Here is a 19,725-nt window from a genome sequence, read left to right as displayed (position 1 = left end):
ATTGGATAATAAGGTGAATGAAGCAGGTAAGGAGTTTTTTTCGTGAATACTGTAGTCGTAAATGGAATGGGTAGAGAAAAAAGGTATGCATTCATTAAAGATCATAAATTGGAAAAACTTGTTGTTGAACAGCCACAGCACCGTTCAATTGTAGGTTCGATCTATTTAGGAATTGTTGAGAAGGTTTTGCCGGGCCTGAACGCTGCTTTTATTGATATCGGTCTTGAAAAGAAAGGCTTTTTACACCGGGATAAACTCCCGGCTTTTTTCGTGTCGAAAGAAGATAAAAATAAAAGCATCGCTGCTTATCTTCATCAAGGTGAAAAAATCCTTGTTCAGGTAGAAAAGGGTATGGCCAGAAGCAAGGGACCAAGGGTGACTGGAATCATTGAGCTTGGTGGGGATAGAATCGTTTATGCACCGCAAGGGAAATTTGTGGCCGTATCGAAGAAAATGGCTGATCAAACCATACGGGAAGAATGGCGTCAGCTTGGTAATGAGCTCAAGCAGAGGGATGAAGGACTTTTTTTTCGTACAGCTTGTTCAGAGTGTTTCAAGGAGGATGTAATTGTTGAATTGGAGCAACTGCGAACGATGTATGAAAAAATGGTGCAAACTTCGAAGCTGATGAAGAAACCAGGCTTAGTTATGAAGCGTGATTTCTTTTTAGAAGAGGTAAAAGCAGTCATTTCAACCTTAAATTCAGGCAGAGTTGTCGTTGACACGTTTGAGCTGAAACAGGAACTTGAAGCGGTTTGCCTTCATGTGGAGCTTATTTATCAACATCATCAGAGAGAAGATATTTTTTCAATTTATCGATTGGACCATGAGATTGAGAACGCTTTAAGAAAAGTAGTGTGGTTGGAAAACGGAGCTTATTTAGTGTTTGATGAGACTGAGGCGTTAACAGTAATTGATGTAAATACCGGTCAGTTTTCCGGAAAGCATAATCCTCAAGACACAGTTACCATGACGAATCTTGTGGCAGCGGATGAGATTGCCCGACAAATTCGCCTTCGAAATTTAGCAGGGATGATTCTTGTTGACTTTATTGATATGAAAACAGAAGAGGCACGAACACAAGTAAGAAAAAGGTTGGAGACTGCTCTCGGTCGGGATGAGAGAAGAACGAGAGTCGTCGGCTTCACACCATTAGGGATTTTGCAGATGACGAGAATGAAAACGCGGATTCCCCTTAAGGAAACACTGCTTAGCCCCTGTCAAGTGTGCGAAGGAAACGGGCAGGTACTCAGTGCAGAAACAGTCGCCTTTCGTTTGGAACGGGAGCTATTACAGTTCAGAGGAAAGGATATAGAGGCGGTGTTAATCGAAGCTACTGAGGATGTTAGAAGCATTTTTGCCGGAGAAAATGGAAGTGAGCAGAAACTTTTAGAGAACGCTTGCGGGATTGAGCTTTATTTTACAATTGAAGAAGGACCGAAGCCATATTATCGTATTAAACAGATTGGCGAGAAAAAGAATATTGCGATTACCGGCTAAGCAACGGTGCATTTTTCGTGTTGACACTTACAGTCGGACTATGATAATATTTTCATGTTATGTTTGTAGCGCACCCGTGCTACAACCGCACAGATCAGGTTATAAAGATTACTCATTTATATCAAGCTGTGATTGCCATAAGTCAATCCATCGACAGTCGGGGATCGTCTTATAAAATGGCCTTTATCGCTTTTCGAGTCACCTGTGATGGCGAGTCTGAGTCTAAGAGGAGGTGCAGTTCATGTACGCAATTATCGAAACTGGTGGTAAGCAAATCAAAGTAGAAGAAGGTCAAGCCATCTACATTGAAAAGCTAAACGCTGAAGCAGGCGAAACAGTTACATTTGATAAAGTTTTATTCGTTGGTGGCGAAAACGTTAAAGTTGGTAGCCCAGTTGTTGAAGGTGCAACAGTTACAGCTAAAGTTGAAAAGCAAGGTCGCGCTAAGAAGATCATTGTTTTCAAATACAAAGCGAAGAAAAACTATCACAAAAAGCAAGGTCATCGTCAGCCATACACAAAAGTTGTAATTGAAAAAATCAACGCGTAAGGCGGTTTATGATGATTCAAACAACGATTTATCGTACTGAATCTGGACGAGTACAATCGTTTACGATTAGTGGTCATGCCCTCTTTGCCAACAAAGGAAATGACATTGTTTGTGCAGGAGCTTCTGCTGTTTCTATCGGAGCGATTAATTCCATTATCGCATTAACTGGAGTAGAACCAGAAATCGAGCAAGGTGAGTCAGGCTTTCTCCGCTGCGTCATTCCAGATAATCTCACGAAAGACGTACAAGAGAAGGTACAGCTATTGCTTGAAGGGATGATTGTGAGTTTACAGACGATTGAAAGAGATTATGGAAAGCATATAAAAATAACCTTCAAAAAGTAGGAGGTGGAACAAAATGTTAAGATTAGATCTTCAGTTTTTCGCTTCTAAAAAGGGAGTAGGTTCTACAAAGAACGGTCGTGACTCAATCGCAAAGCGCCTTGGTGCTAAGCGTGCAGATGGTCAGTTCGTAACTGGTGGTTCAATCCTTTATCGTCAACGTGGAACAAAGATTTATCCAGGTGTTAACGTTGGTAAAGGTGGAGACGACACTCTATTCGCGAAAGTGGATGGCGTTGTTAAGTTTGAACGCGTAGGACGTGACCGCAAGCAAGTGAGCGTGTACCCAGTAGCTCAAGAAGCTTAATTCTTTTAAAAAAACTCTAACCGTTTTTGGTTGGAGTTTTTTTGAGTTTTAACGAGAAGTGGAAGCAAAGATCATTTTGACCGATAAATTCGATTTTTGACCGATAAAAAAATTTTAAGACCGATAAATATGCACGAAGACTGATATATTTAATTTAAGACCGATATTTTTACATAACGACCGATAAATCAAATTTTCATCCATATTTGTCCCCACATACTGGTTATTTTGATATACTAGCAAGAAGAAGGTTTCAGTTCGTTTGTTTAGGAGTGCTTTTATGAAAAAAGAGTGGGATACGATTGAGCTTTTGCGACATGCAAGGCATGATTGGCTTAATAAAATTCAATTAATTAAAGGGAATTTGTCTTTAAACAAAATGGATCGTGTGAAAGAAATTATTGATGAAATTGTCGTCGAAACAAGACAAGAATCAATTCTATCCAACCTGAACATTCCTCAATTTGCCACACTGCTCCTTACATATAATTGGGAAAGTCATTCAATTCACTTAGAGTATGAAATTGTCGGGGAACCAAATTTATCATCAGGTCATCTCGTTAAGGATGATGTATTGACCAATTGGACAAACACTTTTTTAGAGGAATTGGATCAAGTCATTAAGGCATTCCATGAAAATCATTTATCAGTAACAATTGAAAGACAAGAAACAGGGATCGGTTTCTTTTTTGATTTTCGAGGAATAATAACAAATATTGAACATATAGAGCGTTTTCTTCAACAGCAATCAATCGTTGCAAAAACAGTGCACGAGCTTTCAGAGCACGAACTCTCTATTGAAGTATATATGCCATATCAATAATATAAAAATTTGCTAAAGTGATGACGGCTGCATCTCGCCGAATCACTTTACATAAGGACACATCTACTGCAGATGGGAGGACAAAAATGTTTGTAGATCAAGTTAAGATATATGTAAAAGGCGGAGACGGAGGCAACGGAATGGTTGCCTTTCGCCGTGAGAAATATGTGCCGAAGGGCGGCCCAGCGGGGGGAGACGGAGGTAAAGGCGCGGACGTTATTTTTGAAGTGGAAGAAGGACTTAGAACGCTCATGGACTTCCGTTATAAGCGTCATTTTAAGGCACCTCGTGGCGAACATGGGATGTCAAAAAATCAGCATGGCCGCAATGCAAAAGATATGATTGTCAAAGTTCCACCAGGTACAGTTGTGACCGATGCGGAGACGATGGAAGTGATCGCTGACTTGACGGAGCATGGCCAAAGAGCGGTGATTGCTCACGGTGGTCGAGGCGGGCGTGGCAATACTAGGTTTGCAACACCGGCTAACCCGGCACCAGAGCTGTCTGAACATGGGGAACCAGGCATTGAAAAAGAAGTCGTTCTTGAATTGAAGCTTCTTGCCGACGTAGGGTTAGTTGGATTTCCAAGTGTTGGAAAGTCAACTTTGCTTTCTGTCGTATCGGCTGCGAAGCCAAAGATTGCCGATTATCATTTTACAACGATTGCTCCGAATCTTGGTATGGTGGAGACAGAGGATGGAAGAAGCTTTGTTATGGCCGATCTTCCAGGTTTGATTGAAGGAGCACACTCCGGAGTAGGGTTAGGGCATCAATTTTTACGTCATATAGAAAGAACTAGAGTGATTGTTCATGTCATTGATATGGCGGCAACAGAAGGAAGAGATCCGTACGAGGACTATAAAACGATTAATAATGAATTAAAAGAATATAATTTACGGTTGACGGAGCGGCCACAAATAATTGTAGCGAATAAAATGGACATGCCGGATGCGGAGGAAAATCTGGCAACGTTTAAAGAACAGCTGGAAGAGGATTATCCGGTATTTCCAATCTCTGCTCTGACACGGCAAGGATTAAGAGATCTTTTATTTGCAGTTGCTGATAAAATCGAAGAAACACCAGAGTTTCCTCTTGTACATGAAGAAGAAACAGATATTAATCGTGTACTTTATAAGCATGAAGCAGACCAAAAAGAGTTTGTGATTACCCGTGATCCTGACGGCAGCTTTGTGGTTTCTGGAGATGCGGTTGAGCGATTATTTAAAATGACCGATTTTTCGCGCGATGAATCGGTGCGCCGTTTCGCTAGACAGCTTAGAGGAATGGGCGTTGATGATGCGTTGAGAGAAAGAGGCATTCAGAGCGGAGATACGGTTAAGCTGTTAGATTATGAATTTGAATTTCTTGATTAAATTTTCTCGAAAAGGAGACGTTCAAGAACTTTGACGTTTACCCTTTTCTAATGGGGTGGGGAAATGAGCAAAGACAAATTTGATAAGAAATTTTATTTGGTTCGTGAGGATGTTTTGCCTGAGGCGATGAAGAAGACGCTAGAGGCGAAGGAAATGATCGAACGGAAAAAAGTCGAATCCGTTTGGGATGCTGTTCAACAAGTTGATTTAAGTCGAAGTGCATTTTACAAATATCGAGACACTGTTTTTCCATTTCATACAATAGTGAAGGAAAAATTAATCACTTTGTTTTTCCATTTAGAAGACCGTTCAGGAACCCTATCACAGCTACTTGGGGTTGTAGCATCATCAGGCTGCAATGTTTTAACGATCCATCAGACCATTCCACTTCAGGGGCGTGCACAAGTGACCATGTCCCTCAACATTACAGGAATGGGAATAGAAATCAATGAGTTATTGGCAAATTTAAAAAAGCTAGAATTTGTGGAAAATGTAGAAGTACTTGGGTCTGGAGCGTAGCTCCAAACCCTAGATTGATTGGAATTATTTGAAATTTTAGATAGAATGAATCGATTTCAAACGAACAATATCAAGTTTGACATCATTTATATCTGAATATTTATGAATAAAACAATGTTAAGAGATGTCCGTTTTTAACTTGAAGTGAGCAATATGAATTTGACTAGACATTAACATAAGATCAAGGCGTCCTTTTCATATAGACAACAGGATGACTTCTGGGGAGGAAAAAATCATAATGAAAATTGCATTTTTAGGACCGAAAGCAACGTTTACAGACATCGCAGTACGTGAAATGTTTCCGTCCGATGAGGGGATTCCATATATGACGATTCCTGATTGCTTGGATGCCGTCATGAAAAATGAAGTGGATGCTTGTGTCGTACCATTGGAAAATGCATTAGAAGGGTCGGTAAATATCACTCTTGACTATTTAATCCATGAGATAACGCTTCCTATTTTAGCAGAGGTAACAGCGCCAATTAGGCAGCATTTAATGGTTCATCCGCAAAATAAAGATAATTGGAAAAATATTGAGACGATCTATAGTCATTCGCATGCAATTGCGCAATGTCATAAATTTCTTCACCAAAATTGCCGTGGAGTTCAAAGAGTAAGTGTTACTTCGACGGCAGCAGCTGCGAAACACGTATTTGATCATCCGGCAGAACAAGCTGCTGCGATTGCAAATGAATTAGCAGCTGAAGAATATGGGTTAGCAGTTGTCGCCCCTGATATTCATGACTTTGATTTCAACCATACACGCTTTATTGTTCTAGCGAAGGAGGCGAGTAAATTCAGCAACAGTCCTTTGCAAATGGTTGGGAACAAAACGTCGTTAATGATTACTCTTCCAGCGGATGATCGTTCTGGTGCTCTCCATCAAGTATTGTCAGCATTTGCTTGGAGAAAGCTTAATCTTTCAAAGATCGAATCAAGACCAACTAAAACAGGACTCGGAAACTATTTTTTTATTATCGATGTCGAAATGGCGATGGATCAAGTTTTAATCCCTGGTGCAATTGCTGAATTAGAAGCACTTGGTTGCTCTGTTAATGTTTTAGGGAGTTATCCATACTATCAAGTAAAACAGCAAAAAGGGGTCAAATAGGCTCCTTTTGCTGTTTACTCCTATTTTTACGTTCATTTCATGCTTCGATAAGGAAGCCATTGGTACGTAATGCTTCTTCAGCTTTATTTAGGTCGTCTTCAGTTGCGGCAGCTAGAGTATGGAGGTGGATCCCGTCTGTTAATTCCGATAAATAGGAAGAATTAGTTGCGCTGATTTTCTCAATGAATTGTTGAACTTCTTTCACTGTTGAAACCATGATTGAGGCGGTTAAATCACCATATACGGAGTGTTCAATTTTTACATCAAGGACTGTTACTCCGTGTTGGACTATTAATAACAGCTCCTCTTCCGTTTTTTCTGGTGGATGGAAACAGGCGATTGTTCTTTCCACCCTGTTTAACATTTCCGGTCGTCTCATATACAGATATCCTTGGCTGGTTGCAATAATTGGTTCACCCTGAGCTTTAAGCAATGTAATATCTCCAACTATTACTTGTCTAGAGACATTGGTTTTCATTGCTAATTCACTTCCAGTTATCGGTTCTTGGCTTGTTTGGAGCCAGGTTACAATCAGCCTTCTTCTTTCGTCTCCTAGAATTTTCTGACCTTTCATTTGTTCTCCACCCTTTATTTCTATATTTTCCTTATATTAACTTTGTTAAACAGTAACGATTTTTGGCACATTTCGTGTGAGTCCTTGGTTTCGCACACCTTTTTAGTTGTGTTAAAGCGATGTGAAAAATTCACTTCAAGGAGTCAGACAGAAACAAGTCAAAAGTCAACACCAACCTAGTGCAAACCCCTATCTTAATTGAAAAAGTAACCATCTCGAGAATAGTTTATCGTAGTTTTTCCTTACAGTCGATATTCATGGACAGAACTAAACCCCCTTTTTTGACAAATTTCAAGCTTGTACGAGAATGTTTTCACTCTCTGCTAACATAATTTATTTAGATTAAGCATAAGTTTTTTTGAAGATTATTAGCAAATTACCCACACAATCATACAATATATGGACATTTGCATAGGAGGGAGAAGTCAGAGTGAAGATCCATATCGTACAGAAAGGGGATACTCTTTGGAAAATCGCCAAAAAGTACGGCGTGAATTTTGAAGAGCTGAAGAAACTGAATTCACAGCTCAGCAATCCTGATATGATTATGCCCGGAATGAAAATAAAGGTTCCAACTGCTGGGGGAAGCGTTAAAAAAGAAGCTCCTATTGGTCAGAAAGAAACACAGCTCAATATGGGTGTTAAAAAAGAAAAACAAGTAAAGGAGCAGCCGTTTGTAAAGGAGAAGAAAAAAGAGGCGCCGGTTGAAAAAGCGGAAAAACCAGTGCCTGAAATGCCGAAAGTGGAAACGCCGAAAAAACCATTTGTACCGAAAATGCCTAAACCGATCATTCCAGAAATTGATATTAACAACTATTATATGATGAATATGGCAAATGTTAATATGGAACAAAAGCCTCATGCACCGCAATTGCCACCAAAACCAGCAAATATTTTACCTGAAGCAAAACCGGTGAAACCAGTAAAACAGGTGAAACCAGTAAAACCAGAACCGGTGAAGCCTTTTAAGCCTGTAGAAACGGAATCTTTTGAGGAATCATCCTCAATCGAAATACCGATTAAAGGAGGATTTCAACAGCCAATGAATCCATTCAAACCTTACCCTGCTCCAGGAGGATATCCATATCAGCAATCACCAGTAAATCCTGAAGTACAAGGAGCAATGCAACAGCCACCATACTATGGAGGAATGCCGGGAGTAGAAAATCATTATTTTGATGATGAGTCGTCTCCGTTTATGCCTAATCAACCTGCAGGTGTAATGGGAGCATACGATAATGCCCAATTCCCTCCAATGGCAAACATGCCGAATATGCCAAACATGCCAAACATGCCAAACATGCCGCAAGTGTCACCGGAAATGGCGAATATGCCGCCGATGCCGCAAGTGTCACCGGAGATGGCGAATATGCCGCCGATGCCGCAAGTGTTGCCGGAAATGGCGAATATGCCACTAATGCCGCATATGGCTCCAATGATGCATGCGCCATATCCATGCCCGCCATATGCTGCTCCTTATCCAATGCCATATGGACCAGGACCGGGATTTGCACAACCATATCCTGCATTCCCACCGGCATATGGACCGGGGCCAGAGGTTGCTGGGGCATACGCTCCTCAAGGGATGCCATTCGGGCCGAACCAGCCGTTTCCAGCCGTACAAGGAGCGATGGACGATAAAGATTGCGGATGCGGTGGACCACAATTAGTGGGAAGCTATGGTCCTCAACCACAAATACCTGCAGGTTATGGAATGCCAGGAGGATTTGCACCAAACTATGGTGCCGTACCAACAGGATATCGGATGGAAACGTCAATGGGATATGAGGCTGAAGGGGGATATCCGGAAGCGGGAGGTTATGGATCAGGTGTTGCACCAGTTTATGCTCCACCGTATGGCCAACCGTTTGCTAGCCCGCCGTTTATGAACCCTTATGGACCAATGGGTGCTGGCTTCGGGATGGCAAGGAAACCAAATGAAAGTGATGGAAGTGACGATTAACGATCAGGGAGACGGTTTATATATGGATCGTCTCCTTTTTTATTTACAAGACCAGCTTCCCTTTCAAATTACATCGTTACAGCCTCTTCGCAATCATGTTTTCCTTCTTGAAAGTAAAGACTTTACCAAGTATATCGTCAAAGGTTATCCATCATATCGTCGCCTCAGGACGCAAGTAAACATAACAATGGATTTAAAGAAGCACGGATTTCCTCATACTTATTCTTTTTATAATTTAACAAATGGTTCCCCTTTATTATTTGAACAAACATTTTATGGCATTATCGAATACCTTCCCCCTTCCGCTCATTCATTTACCTATGAAGGGCATGATAATAGGGTTGAAGCTTTAGCTTTGTTACATCAATTCCATGAAGTCGGCAGAGTGCTTGTTGAAAAATATAATGGAAGGCTAAAAAAACAGCACTTACTAAATAAGTGGAGGGAAAGAACAATTGCTTTTCTGAACCAAATTTCATTTATAAAATTTTTTGTTCAAAAAGAAATTATTGAAGAGATATTACAATGGGCAGATTGGTCTTTTCGTGGTTTGGAGCAAGAAGATGGAGCCATCGATTGCCCCACTGTCTTACATGGGGACTTGGCGCATCATAATTTTCTACGAATAGAAGGGGAAGAGTTATATCTCATTGATTTCGATTTAATTACGATAGGAGATAGAAGTCTTGATTATCTTCAATTTGCTAATCGAATTCTTCCTCATATTGATTGGTCGCTTGAGCGGTTGGTAAAATTGGAATTAATACGTCCTTTCTTACATTCGAAATTCTTTTTGTATGGATTAGCTTTTCCATCTGACATTTTTAGGGAATGGAATAGATTGATCAGGGAGAAGCACTATAATAATCCGATTATTGTGCGTCAAGTTCTTGATTTAACAGTAGGCCAGTTTTTTGAAAGAGAGCGTTTTATTAAGGAGCTAAAGCTTGCTTTAAGTGTGCTTTCCCAAAAATAAAGCAGACTGGTCGGAACTGACAGGATGAAAAAGGAATGCACCTCACACTCTAATAGTGAGCAAGTGTTTTGCTCTTATTTGAGAGTAGAAGGGGCGTATTATCTTGAACTATAAAAAATTAACATGGCTTGCTGCTGTAGCTATAGTGTTAAGTCTCGGGGCATGTGGCAATAATGATGAGGCAGTAGACGGCCGGGATCGACAACCTCTTGCTATCGGTTATTATTCAAATGAACACCATGAGGAAGACGGAGGGAATACGAATTGGTTGAATGAGGATAACGATGGGCCCGTAACAGAATTAATGGATCATACCATTGCAGGAGAAGGAAGAAATAACGACATTCGCGGAATTAATAATGAGGCGGCTCCCGGAGGAGAATATAACCATACTTTATTTAGTCGCGATGATCAAAATTATCATGCCCATTTAAATGACAATAACAGTGGAGCAAGAAGCTCTTATTATACAGCCTATAATGGGAGGCTTGCTCAAAGAGTTGGAAATATCGCTACAACAGTTGTCAATGTTGCAGATGCGAGAGCGGTGGTGCATCGGGAGCGGATTATTGTCGGCGCTGTTTTGGAAGATCCTTTGAGAGCTGAAGAAACGAAAGCGGCAATTGTGGATGCTATAGAACCATATGCTGACGGCAGAATAGTTTCAGTTACGACAAATGACAGCACCTATAGCAGAATCCGTACGATTGATAATCAGCTTCGTGATGGTGGACCGCGCGACATGGTCGATGAAGAGATTGATCATATGTTTAAAACAATTAGTAATGAAAGAAATAGAAGTGTTGAGTATAATCAATGACTTAAAGGAGCAAGCTGAAAAAGGCTTTGCTCCTTTGTGTTTTTTCTTTTTTGGAAAAAATTTCTTTTTCTCTTATGAAAAAGGATAATATTTCTTTATTTGGTCAAAATAATAGTGGAGATATAGCAATTGTTTAAACGTTAATTGATATAGGTTTGATTAAAAGAGGTGACCACTGTGAAAGTCATTAGGTCTTTAATATTTTTACTGATTGCAATCTTCCTTTCCGGAATCAATGGCATCATGAGTGCTGAAGCAAAAAATGATCAGACTAAAGAAACGTTACAGTTTGAACCTCTTGAAGTTCAAGTGGTACTGGAACGGATGTATCTGGACGGGGAGTTCAGTCAAGAAACGATCAAAGAAACAATTTGGTCGATGGAGGATTTTTGGGCAAAATATGATGGCTGGCAGCTTATTGACATGACTGAAGATAGAGTAGTTTTTAGAGAATTCGTGGATGATATTTCGCCGCTCCTTAAAGCTAATGGTTATTTTGGGATTAATAACGATGGAGCATTGACCATTTTTAATGGCAAGCCGCAAACCTCAAAAATTATTCATACTTTTTTTCAATTAGATATCGGTAAGCTTGAAAGTAAAAAACATGAAGAGTTGAAGAAGGGAATCCCAATAAAGGATAAGCACCATTATGTCGAAGTGCTAGAAACTTTCAAAGACTTTACCCTAGAAGAGAAGGTAGCCAATTAATGAAGGATTGATGGAACCGAATTAAAATCGGTTCTTTTTTTATCGGTGTTAAGAGGTTGTTCATGCATCTGTCACTCTTATAAACTGTCTCACCACGACAAACGATTGCCATGTTTCGCATTCTGTATTGCAGATAGTGTCCTAGTCTGTTCAGCGTAAAACATTTTTTAAAATTTCCGCAGCATCAATTGTTGCTCCAAAAGAGAAAAATAGTGTTTTAACAGAAATGATTCATAAACGCCGCTCCTGTTTGAAATGAGGCTTTTCTTTATGGCAGGTGGATTGTATGATACAATGAAGTACAGCAAAATAGAGGGGCGAGTGCAGTTGTTTGAGTTTATTCAAGGGAAGGTCGATTTTATCGGCCCTGAATATATTGTGTTGGAAACGAGCGGAGTGGGCTTTCAAATTACAACGCCTAATCCGTTTGTTTATGCGAAGGATCAAGGAAAAGAAATTAAAATTTATACATATCACTATGTTCGTGAAGATATGATGGCATTGTATGGTTTTCAAACAAGGGAAGAAAAAACCTTGTTTACGAAATTGTTAAATGTCTCTGGTATTGGTCCCAAAGGGGCGTTAGCTATTTTAGCTGCGGGAGATCCAGAGCAGGTTGTCGATGCAATCGAAAATGAAGATGAAGGCTTTTTAGTGAAGTTCCCAGGGGTGGGAAAGAAAACAGCGAGACAAATGATTCTTGATTTAAAAGGAAAGCTTCATAATGTCGTGCCAGACTTTTTCCCTGATCTTTTTGCTCCTGACAAAGGGGTTCGAAAAGAGAGCGCAAATCAAGAACTTGAAGAAGCGTTTTTAGCTTTAAAAGCGCTCGGTTATTCTGAAAAAGAGGTTAAGAAGATTGCGCCTGAATTACAGAAAGAAACATTAACGACAGATCAATACATAAAAAAAGGTTTGCAGAAATTATTAAAATAGAAAGGGGTGAAGATCGTGGAGGAACGGATTGTGTCTGGTGAAGCTGATATGCAGGAGCTTTCCCTCGAACAAAGCTTGCGCCCGCAGAATCTAAAGCAGTACATAGGCCAGGATAAGGTGAAAGAGAATTTAGAAATTTTTATTGAAGCAGCAAAACTTCGTCAAGAAACATTGGACCATGTTCTCCTTTACGGTCCACCCGGTCTTGGGAAAACCACTTTAGCAACCATTATCGCAAATGAAATGGGTGTCAATATCCGAACGACGGCCGGACCTGCAATTGAGCGTCCAGGTGATTTGGCAGCCATTTTAACGGCGTTGGAGCCAGGCGATGTCCTTTTTATTGACGAAATCCATCGCTTACCACGATCAATTGAAGAGGTACTTTACCCGGCTATGGAGGATTTTTGCTTGGATATTGTGATTGGTACAGGACCTAGTGCACGCTCGGTTCGTTTAGATTTACCGCCGTTTACCTTGGTCGGTGCAACGACAAGAGTGGGCTCACTGTCGGCTCCTTTACGCGATCGCTTTGGGGTTTTAAGCAGGCTAGAATATTATTGTGAAGAGCAGTTAAGGGAAATTGTGATTCGAACGGCTGACGTATTTGAAGTTGATATCGATTCATTGGCAGCTGTCGAAATAGCAAGAAGATCAAGAGGGACGCCGAGAATAGCTAATCGGTTGCTAAGAAGGGTGCGAGACTTTGCACAAGTTCGTGGCAATGGAGCCATTGATCATTCGTTGGCACAGAAGGCTTTAGAGCTTCTGCAAGTGGACAGGCTAGGCTTAGATCATATTGACCATAAGTTACTAAAAGGAATCATTGAGAAATTTCGCGGCGGTCCAGTTGGTTTAGAGACGATTGCTGCTACAATTGGTGAAGAATCGACAACAATTGAAGATGTGTACGAGCCTTATTTATTACAAATTGGCTTCCTGCAAAGAACTCCTCGAGGTCGGGTTGTAACAGACCTAGTTTATCGCCATTTCGGGATGGAGGTGCCTTCAGTTGAGCGGAATTCCTAAACTTTTAATGATTGTGGGCGTAATCATTTTTGTCGTAGGATTTCTTATGCAATTTATTCAAATTGGAAAGCTACCTGGGGATATTGTTGTAAAAAAGGGCAACACAACCTTTTATTTTCCGATTGTTACATCGATTTTAATTAGTATCGTTCTTTCTCTCATCTTTTATTTTATTGGAAAATTTCGTTGATGCTGTTGTATATTTCAGCAGTTGTCAGCAAACTAAGAGCGAGTTATTTGGCTGTAGCTCATTTTTTCGTGAAATCTAATTTCACCAGAAGTGAGGAAGCATTAGAATATATTAAAGTGAATGAAGTTATGAACTAGAAACAGGGTGACATCATTGAAAGTAGATTTATTTGATTTTCATTTGCCTGAAGAACTGATTGCGCAAACCCCTTTACAGGAACGAGCGAGCAGCAGGCTGATGGTCTTAAACAAGGAAAATGGTGAAATTGAACATGATATTTTTAAAAATTTAAAGAGTTATGTTAAACCAGGTGATTGTCTCGTTTTAAATGATACGAGAGTTTTACCAGCACGGCTTTTTGGGGAAAAAGAAGATACAGGTGCAAAAATCGAAGTCCTTTTGTTAAAACAACTAGAAGGTGATACATGGGAGACTTTGGTAAAGCCGGCTAAACGGATTAAGAAAGGCTCTGTCATTTTTTTTGGGAATGGTTTGCTTTCTGCTGTTTGTGTTGGTGAAAAAGATCATGGCGGCAGACTTCTGCAATTTCGCTATGAGGGTATTTTTTATGAGGTACTAGAGGCTCTCGGGGAAATGCCGTTGCCCCCTTATATTAAGGAACAGCTTGAAGATAAAGAGAGGTATCAAACTGTTTATGCAAAGGAACGGGGCTCTGCAGCAGCACCAACTGCAGGTCTTCATTTTACCGAAGAACTTCTTGCAGAGCTTAAGGTGATGGGGGTTCATATTGCTTTTATTACCTTACATGTCGGTCTCGGTACCTTCCGTCCTGTAAGTGTGGATGATATTAAGGAGCATGAGATGCATGCAGAATTTTTCCAAATGACTGAAGAAACAGCACAACTGTTAAATGGGGTGCGCGACGCTGGAGGTCGAATTATTTCAGTTGGGACGACGTCAACAAGGACGTTGGAAACCATCGCATCAAAGAATGATGGGAAATTTATAGCTGACAGTGGCTGGACCGATATTTTTATTTATCCAGGCTATTCATTTAAAGCAATTGATGGCATGATTACAAATTTTCATTTGCCGAAGTCAACATTAATTATGCTTGTCAGTGCTTTAGCGGGGCGAGAGCATGTACTCCATGCTTACCGAACTGCAGTAGAAGAAAAATACCGTTTCTTTAGTTTTGGAGATGCGATGTTGATATTATAGTTGACGCTTTGTTATATGCAATGCAGACTACAGGAGGTTCAGGAATTTGACTGCAATACGCTATGAATTAATAAAAACCTGTAAACAGACAGGGGCAAGACTAGGAAGAGTCCATACTCCCCATGGATCATTTGAAACTCCCGTATTCATGCCTGTTGGGACGTTGGCTACGGTTAAGACGATGTCGCCAGAAGAGCTCGTGCAAATGGGAGCAGGGATTATTTTAAGCAATACGTACCACCTATGGCTCCGTCCAGGTCATGAAATTGTGAAAGAGGCTGGTGGTCTTCATAAATTTATGAATTGGGATCGAGCTATTTTAACAGACTCTGGCGGTTTTCAAGTATTTAGTTTAAGTGAGTTTCGAAAGATAGAAGAGGAAGGTGTTCATTTCCGCAATCATTTAAATGGTGACAAACTTTTTTTATCACCAGAAAAAGCGATGGAGATCCAAAATGCACTAGGCTCAGATATTATGATGGCTTTTGATGAATGTCCACCATATCCGGCGACATATGAATATATGCAAAAATCGGTAGAGCGTACATCACGATGGGCGGAAAGATGCTTAAATGCTCATCAGCGCCCTGGCGATCAAGGGCTTTTTGGCATTGTGCAAGGTGGAGAATATGAAGAGCTACGGAAGCAAAGTGCTAAAGATTTAGTTTCGTTAGACTTCCCTGGCTATGCAGTTGGCGGCTTGTCTGTTGGGGAGCCAAAGGATATCATGAATCGTGTTCTGGAATTTACGACACCGTTGCTTCCTTCCCATAAGCCCAGATATTTAATGGGGGTAGGCTCTCCAGATTCATTAATAGATGGAGCGATTCGTGGGATTGATATGTTTGATTGCGTTCTTCCTTCCCGAATTGCCCGCAATGGTACATTGATGACAAGTGAAGGGCGCCTTGTTGTTAAGAATGCGAAATATGCCCGCGATTTCGGACCAATTGATGAGCATTGCGACTGTTATACATGCCGCAATTACAGCCGAGCTTATATTCGTCATCTCATAAAATGCGATGAAACATTCGGAATACGACTTACAACTTACCATAATCTTTATTTTCTGTTAAAATTAATGGAGCAAGTCCGAGAAGCGATTCGCGAGGATCGCTTGGGGGACTTCAGAGAAGAATTTTTTGAAAGATATGGCTTTAATAAGCCCGACGCAAAAAACTTCTAAAAGAGTAAATATAAATGGCTTGAAAGGAGGTTGGACGAATGGAAATGCTAGGTACAATTGCACCACTGATATTAATGTTTGCGATTTTCTACTTTTTATTAATTCGCCCGCAACAAAAGCGACAAAAAGCAGTTCAGCAAATGCAAAATGATCTTAAAAAAGGTGACAAGATTGTGACGATTGGCGGTCTTCATGGAATCGTTGATGCGATCGACGAAGGACAAATTGTCATCAAATGTGGCGATGGAAGCCGTCTTACATACGATCGTGCTGCGGTACGTGAAGTAATCGAATCATCAAGTGATTTACTTGCTAAAAGCTAGTGCTTTTCAGCCAAAAACACCCATCAAAAAAGATGGGCGCAAACTGTAGACAAACTCGAAATTTTTCGGGTTTGTCTACAGTTTTTTCTTTAAATATAGATTTATTATATGTCTGTTTGAAAGCTTTAAATAAAGATATATATGCTAGTATAAGCTTTCAAAGAATCGGGTGCCGTGTTTTATGGCTGCTTGATTGTAGCGGTAGGTGCAAGAGAAGCACTCTACAGAACCCACAAAAAGTGAGTTGATCTGAAGGTTTTTGTCACACTTTGAATCATCAGTTAAAAAAGACGGCGTTTAAATGCTTCTTGTTTTTGGACTGCTCATATTAACGCCCAGTATTCCTCCCATCATCGCTGTAAGAATATAGCAAACATGGTAGACAATTTGCTCTAAAGAAAATAAGCTGTCATAACCCAAGTATTGAAATAGGAAAATGATCAATGTGTAAATAGCCCCTGTTAATGCACCAATGAGCCAGCCTTTCTCTTTCCCCTTTCTTCCAGTAATAAAACCGCCTGCAAATAACGTTATAAAGGAAATTATCGTCGTTAAAATTCCTAATGATGATTCTTGTGTATTCGTAAATCGCAGTATAACAGAGAATACAAAGCTGGCAATAATTAATAGTAAAAATATGCCGATTACTCCATATAAAATAGCAATTCCATGGTTTTTTGACTCTTCTATTTTGACCCTCTCCCTTCGATCAAGACTTCATGTATTTTTGTGCTTAGCAGCGAGTTCAACTTTTCATGGCAGGTGATGAACAAGCTACTTTGCTTGTCTTAGTACATGCATATTCAGGAGCAGAGAAAAATAGAAGCTGAACTTTTCCATTTCGAACAAATTGGACTGCTGGCGAAAAAACTCACTTTTCATATTTAGGCAAGGAATGTGGATAATAATAAAAGAAAAGATAGATAAGAAATTCACGGAAGGGGAAAAGAATGTGGCTGAGCTTATTCCAATTGCGTTACGAACACTATTTTTTTATGCTCTTATTATCCTTATTTTTCGCATGATGGGAAAGCGTGAAATTGGCGAACTTAGTATTTTAGATTTAGTCGTTTATATAATGATTGCAGAATTGGCAGTTGCAGCGATCGATGATCCGAATAATAAGCTCTTTCATGTCATTATACCGATGCTGTTACTGATGACCATCCAAATCGTATTTGCCTATATCTCGTTAAAGAGCAAACACTTCCGGGATGTGGTGGAAGGAAAGCCCATATTGATTATCAATAAGGGAAAAATTGATGAAAAAGAAATGAAAAGGCAGCGCTATAATTTTGATGATTTGTTGTTACAATTGAGAGAACAAAATGTTCGCAATATCGCCGATGTGGAATTTGCCATTTTGGAGACATCTGGAAAGTTAACTGTGTTCGAAAAAGAAAAGAATCAAAGCAGCTACACCATTCCGCTCATCATTGATGGGGAGATCCAAACGAAAAATTTGGAACGCATCGAGAAAAATTCATTATGGCTCAGACAGGAATTGCGAAAGCGCGGTTACCGGGATGTAAAAAAAATATCCTTCTGCAGCTTTCAAAATGGCGACTTTTTTATTGATATTCAGGATTTTAGATGAAAGATGGAGAAGATTTTCAAAATGGTTGATTTGGCCCATTTTTTACGAGGGGAATCTCTCAAATGGGCCAAATATAAAAATTCTCGTTAAACAAACTTATTTAAAAGCAAAGATTGCTAAAAATCCGCCGATTTTTGGAATTCTTTGCAGATCATGTTTTCGAACTAAGCCAAACAGGAGCAAAAGAACAGCATAACTTAAGCTCATAACAATAGCAGCAAGGATGATGTGGCTTGCAAGTGAAAGACTTGAAATTTGTGCATAAGTATAAAAACCAAGCGCTCCTGAGAGAAGTATGACGATAAATCCTTTTGCATAATCTCGTATATAAAAAGTAAAGGAAATTCGTTTCAAAACAGTGGCAAAATGGAGAAAGGTAACCAAGACGATGCCGATAATAATTCCAAGTGCTGCCCCATTAATACCAAAGTTTGGTTGACTGGCGAGAGCAAAAATGACCCCGAGTTTCACGGCTGACCCGATGATGCTGTTAATCATCGCTGCTCGTGCTAAATCCAAGGCCTGCAACGTTGCTTGAAGCGGTCCTTGATAATAATAGAACAGGAAGAACGGAGCCATAATCTTGATAAAAGTGGCCCCAGATGTAGAGCCATACATAAATTCCATTAGTGGATCTGCTAGAACGTATAAGATAATAATCGCCAGTCCACCCGTTAAAAAGACAAAGCGCAGTGCCTGTTGTAAGCGATATTCAATGAGTCCCTTATCGTTTTTAGAATTGGCTTCACTGATTGCTGGTACTAGCGAAGTCGATAAAGAATACGTTATAAACGAGGGGAGAAGCAATAACGGCATGGCAAACCCGGTGAGAGAGCCATATTGTTTTGTTGCTAGTGTTGTACCAACTCCGGCTAAAGCAAGGCTATAGGAGACGACAATCGGTTCAAGGAACCAAGAAAAATTGCCGATCAGTCTACTTCCCAAAGTTGGCAGTCCAACACCCATTAATTCCTTAAAGGTCGATTTACCTGCCTGTATTTGCTTAAAGAAATTTCTTCTGATTGGAAATTTCTTTTTCATTTTGAATGTGGTAATTAAATAAAGTAACGATATAAGCTCGCCAATAACAGAGGCAAGCATTGCTCCTGCGGCTGCGAATTCAATTCCATATGGGAGAAACATTTTTGTCAAGACAGCAATAAGAGCAATTCGAATAACTTGTTCAATTACCTGTGAGTAGGCTGCGGGCTTCATGTTTTGTCGTCCTTGAAAATATCCTCTTATAACGGCTGAAATTGCTACAATCGGAATAATCGGTGTAATTGCCAGCAATGGCAGTTTTGTACGATTATCGGTAAATAATAAATCAGATAAATAAGGTGCGAAAAAAAGCAGGGCAGGTGTAAACAATAATGATAAAGAGATCGTCGTTGTTAATGAAACAACTAATATTTTCTTGATTTTTTTGAAGTCTCCTTTTGCTTCAGCTTCAGCAACACTTTTAGAAATCGCAACAGGTAGTCCTAACTGTGTAATGGTGATAACTAGCATAAGGGTAGGAAATGCCATCATATAGAGCCCGACACCTTCTTCGCCAATAAATCGGGCAATGACAATGCGATTGATGAAGCCGAGTACTCTGGTGACTAAACCAGCAATCAATAATATTATCGTTCCTTTTAGAAACTTAGACATTTTGCTCCCTGCCTTCTGATATAAGTTCTACAAGACAAAGCTTGGAAATAAAAAAAGT

Annotated in this window: 22 protein-coding genes and 1 other annotated feature; of the genes, 19 read left to right on the top strand and 3 right to left on the bottom strand. The window is 40.0% G+C overall.

Features of this window, described 5'->3' with window-relative positions:
• Positions 1-42: 42 nt before the first annotated feature.
• From FCJ93_RS17280 to pheA, 8 genes are all read left to right on the top strand, one after another.
• Entirely contained in the window at positions 43-1,500 is a 1,458-nt protein-coding gene (locus FCJ93_RS17280) for an Rne/Rng family ribonuclease (protein ID WP_137744265.1), read from the top strand.
• A gap of 73 nt (positions 1,501-1,573) precedes the next feature.
• Positions 1,574-1,728, top strand: a sequence feature (ribosomal protein L21 leader region).
• Positions 1,729-1,741: 13 nt separating this feature from the next.
• Positions 1,742-2,050: a 50S ribosomal protein L21 gene (rplU, locus tag FCJ93_RS17275; protein ID WP_095307271.1), complete on the top strand. Its 309-nt coding sequence runs from the start codon at positions 1,742-1,744 to the stop codon at positions 2,048-2,050.
• Between the two features lie 11 nt (positions 2,051-2,061).
• Positions 2,062-2,394 carry a ribosomal-processing cysteine protease Prp gene (locus FCJ93_RS17270; protein ID WP_095307267.1) on the top strand — a complete coding sequence of 111 codons (333 nt, stop codon included), beginning with the start codon at positions 2,062-2,064 and terminating at the stop codon, positions 2,392-2,394.
• A gap of 13 nt (positions 2,395-2,407) precedes the next feature.
• Complete coding sequence (gene rpmA, locus FCJ93_RS17265) at positions 2,408-2,698, top strand: 50S ribosomal protein L27 (RefSeq protein ID WP_095307263.1); 291 nt, start codon at positions 2,408-2,410, stop codon at positions 2,696-2,698.
• A gap of 280 nt (positions 2,699-2,978) precedes the next feature.
• Positions 2,979-3,521, top strand: a complete 543-nt coding sequence (locus FCJ93_RS17260; protein ID WP_137744264.1) for a sporulation initiation phosphotransferase B — start codon at positions 2,979-2,981, stop codon at positions 3,519-3,521.
• A gap of 86 nt (positions 3,522-3,607) precedes the next feature.
• A complete protein-coding gene (obgE, locus tag FCJ93_RS17255) occupies positions 3,608-4,894 on the top strand; it encodes a GTPase ObgE (RefSeq protein WP_137744263.1) in 1,287 nt (428 codons plus the stop codon).
• A 63-nt stretch (positions 4,895-4,957) separates the two neighbouring features.
• A complete protein-coding gene (locus FCJ93_RS17250) occupies positions 4,958-5,413 on the top strand; it encodes an ACT domain-containing protein (RefSeq protein WP_095307251.1) in 456 nt (151 codons plus the stop codon).
• 238 nt (positions 5,414-5,651) lie between these two features.
• Positions 5,652-6,524, top strand: coding sequence for a prephenate dehydratase (gene pheA, locus FCJ93_RS17245; protein WP_095307250.1), 873 nt, complete (start codon positions 5,652-5,654; stop codon positions 6,522-6,524).
• A 37-nt stretch (positions 6,525-6,561) separates the two neighbouring features.
• Here the strand turns inward: pheA and FCJ93_RS17240 are convergent, their stop codons facing one another.
• Positions 6,562-7,098 carry a transcription repressor NadR gene (locus tag FCJ93_RS17240; protein WP_095307248.1) on the bottom strand — a complete coding sequence of 179 codons (537 nt, stop codon included), beginning with the start codon at positions 7,096-7,098 and terminating at the stop codon, positions 6,562-6,564.
• 430 nt (positions 7,099-7,528) lie between these two features.
• Here FCJ93_RS17240 and safA point away from each other — a divergent pair, with 430 nt between their 5' ends.
• The 10 genes from safA to yajC all read left to right on the top strand — a co-directional run bounded on the left by safA (position 7,529) and on the right by yajC (position 16,414).
• A complete protein-coding gene (gene safA / locus FCJ93_RS17235) occupies positions 7,529-9,061 on the top strand; it encodes a SafA/ExsA family spore coat assembly protein (RefSeq protein WP_137744262.1) in 1,533 nt (510 codons plus the stop codon).
• Positions 9,036-10,037 (top strand): phosphotransferase, encoded by a 1,002-nt coding sequence (locus FCJ93_RS17230; RefSeq protein WP_235879532.1) that lies wholly within the window; start codon positions 9,036-9,038, stop codon positions 10,035-10,037. Before safA ends, FCJ93_RS17230 begins: the two co-directional genes overlap by 26 nt.
• Before the next feature lie 103 nt (positions 10,038-10,140).
• On the top strand, positions 10,141-10,857 hold the full coding sequence (locus FCJ93_RS17225; protein ID WP_170211343.1) for a YhcN/YlaJ family sporulation lipoprotein: 717 nt from the start codon (positions 10,141-10,143) through the stop codon (positions 10,855-10,857).
• Positions 10,858-11,100: 243 nt separating this feature from the next.
• Positions 11,101-11,568, top strand: coding sequence for an intercompartmental signaling factor BofC (locus tag FCJ93_RS17220; protein ID WP_095307752.1), 468 nt, complete (start codon positions 11,101-11,103; stop codon positions 11,566-11,568).
• 327 nt (positions 11,569-11,895) lie between these two features.
• Entirely contained in the window at positions 11,896-12,504 is a 609-nt protein-coding gene (gene ruvA / locus FCJ93_RS17215) for a Holliday junction branch migration protein RuvA (protein WP_137744285.1), read from the top strand.
• A gap of 15 nt (positions 12,505-12,519) precedes the next feature.
• Entirely contained in the window at positions 12,520-13,533 is a 1,014-nt protein-coding gene (ruvB, locus tag FCJ93_RS17210; protein WP_137744259.1) for a Holliday junction branch migration DNA helicase RuvB, read from the top strand.
• On the top strand, positions 13,517-13,723 hold the full coding sequence (locus FCJ93_RS17205) for a DUF2905 domain-containing protein (protein ID WP_095307231.1): 207 nt from the start codon (positions 13,517-13,519) through the stop codon (positions 13,721-13,723). The genes ruvB and FCJ93_RS17205 overlap by 17 nt, the downstream gene beginning before the upstream one ends.
• A 153-nt stretch (positions 13,724-13,876) precedes the next feature.
• Positions 13,877-14,905, top strand: coding sequence for a tRNA preQ1(34) S-adenosylmethionine ribosyltransferase-isomerase QueA (queA, locus tag FCJ93_RS17200; protein ID WP_095307228.1), 1,029 nt, complete (start codon positions 13,877-13,879; stop codon positions 14,903-14,905).
• Between the two features lie 46 nt (positions 14,906-14,951).
• Positions 14,952-16,091 (top strand): tRNA guanosine(34) transglycosylase Tgt, encoded by a 1,140-nt coding sequence (tgt, locus tag FCJ93_RS17195; protein ID WP_095307227.1) that lies wholly within the window; start codon positions 14,952-14,954, stop codon positions 16,089-16,091.
• 38 nt (positions 16,092-16,129) lie between these two features.
• Positions 16,130-16,414 carry a preprotein translocase subunit YajC gene (gene yajC, locus FCJ93_RS17190; protein WP_095307226.1) on the top strand — a complete coding sequence of 95 codons (285 nt, stop codon included), beginning with the start codon at positions 16,130-16,132 and terminating at the stop codon, positions 16,412-16,414.
• Between the two features lie 297 nt (positions 16,415-16,711).
• On the opposite strand, the gene FCJ93_RS17185 is transcribed toward yajC, so the two are convergent.
• Positions 16,712-17,074, bottom strand: a complete 363-nt coding sequence (locus FCJ93_RS17185; RefSeq protein ID WP_321177919.1) for a TIGR04086 family membrane protein — start codon at positions 17,072-17,074, stop codon at positions 16,712-16,714.
• A 292-nt stretch (positions 17,075-17,366) separates the two neighbouring features.
• Between FCJ93_RS17185 and FCJ93_RS17180 the strand changes: the two genes are divergently transcribed.
• On the top strand, positions 17,367-18,011 hold the full coding sequence (locus FCJ93_RS17180) for a DUF421 domain-containing protein (RefSeq protein ID WP_095307218.1): 645 nt from the start codon (positions 17,367-17,369) through the stop codon (positions 18,009-18,011).
• A gap of 96 nt (positions 18,012-18,107) precedes the next feature.
• Here the strand turns inward: FCJ93_RS17180 and spoVB are convergent, their stop codons facing one another.
• The gene (gene spoVB / locus FCJ93_RS17175; protein ID WP_137744258.1) at positions 18,108-19,667 is read right to left on the bottom strand and encodes a stage V sporulation protein B; all 1,560 of its coding nucleotides are present in this window, start codon (positions 19,665-19,667) and stop codon (positions 18,108-18,110) included.
• Between the last annotated feature and the right edge of the window lie 58 nt (positions 19,668-19,725).

This window comes from Robertmurraya siralis (assembly GCF_005502275.1).
In the GTDB taxonomy this organism is placed as follows: domain Bacteria; phylum Bacillota; class Bacilli; order Bacillales; family Cytobacillaceae; genus Robertmurraya; species Robertmurraya siralis.
The sequence above is the reverse complement of the archived record's forward strand: the minus strand, read 5'-3'. Positions and strand labels throughout refer to the sequence as shown.

Bases quoted from the DNA above. Each gene is read 5' to 3' on its own strand.
- FCJ93_RS17220 (WP_095307752.1), top strand. From the start codon at position 11,101: ATGAGTGCTGAAGCAAAAAATGATCAGACTAAAGAAACGTTACAGTTT.
- FCJ93_RS17270 (WP_095307267.1), top strand. From the start codon at position 2,062: ATGATTCAAACAACGATTTATCGTACTGAATCTGGACGAGTACAATCG.
- FCJ93_RS17250 (WP_095307251.1), top strand. From the start codon at position 4,958: ATGAGCAAAGACAAATTTGATAAGAAATTTTATTTGGTTCGTGAGGAT.
- FCJ93_RS17260 (WP_137744264.1), top strand. From the start codon at position 2,979: ATGAAAAAAGAGTGGGATACGATTGAGCTTTTGCGACATGCAAGGCAT.
- rplU (WP_095307271.1), top strand. From the start codon at position 1,742: ATGTACGCAATTATCGAAACTGGTGGTAAGCAAATCAAAGTAGAAGAA.
- rpmA (WP_095307263.1), top strand. From the start codon at position 2,408: ATGTTAAGATTAGATCTTCAGTTTTTCGCTTCTAAAAAGGGAGTAGGT.
- obgE (WP_137744263.1), top strand. From the start codon at position 3,608: ATGTTTGTAGATCAAGTTAAGATATATGTAAAAGGCGGAGACGGAGGC.
- yajC (WP_095307226.1), top strand. From the start codon at position 16,130: ATGGAAATGCTAGGTACAATTGCACCACTGATATTAATGTTTGCGATT.
- spoVB (WP_137744258.1), bottom strand. From the start codon at position 19,667: ATGTCTAAGTTTCTAAAAGGAACGATAATATTATTGATTGCTGGTTTA.
- FCJ93_RS17230 (WP_235879532.1), top strand. From the start codon at position 9,036: ATGAAAGTGATGGAAGTGACGATTAACGATCAGGGAGACGGTTTATAT.
- pheA (WP_095307250.1), top strand. From the start codon at position 5,652: ATGAAAATTGCATTTTTAGGACCGAAAGCAACGTTTACAGACATCGCA.
- FCJ93_RS17240 (WP_095307248.1), bottom strand. From the start codon at position 7,098: ATGAAAGGTCAGAAAATTCTAGGAGACGAAAGAAGAAGGCTGATTGTA.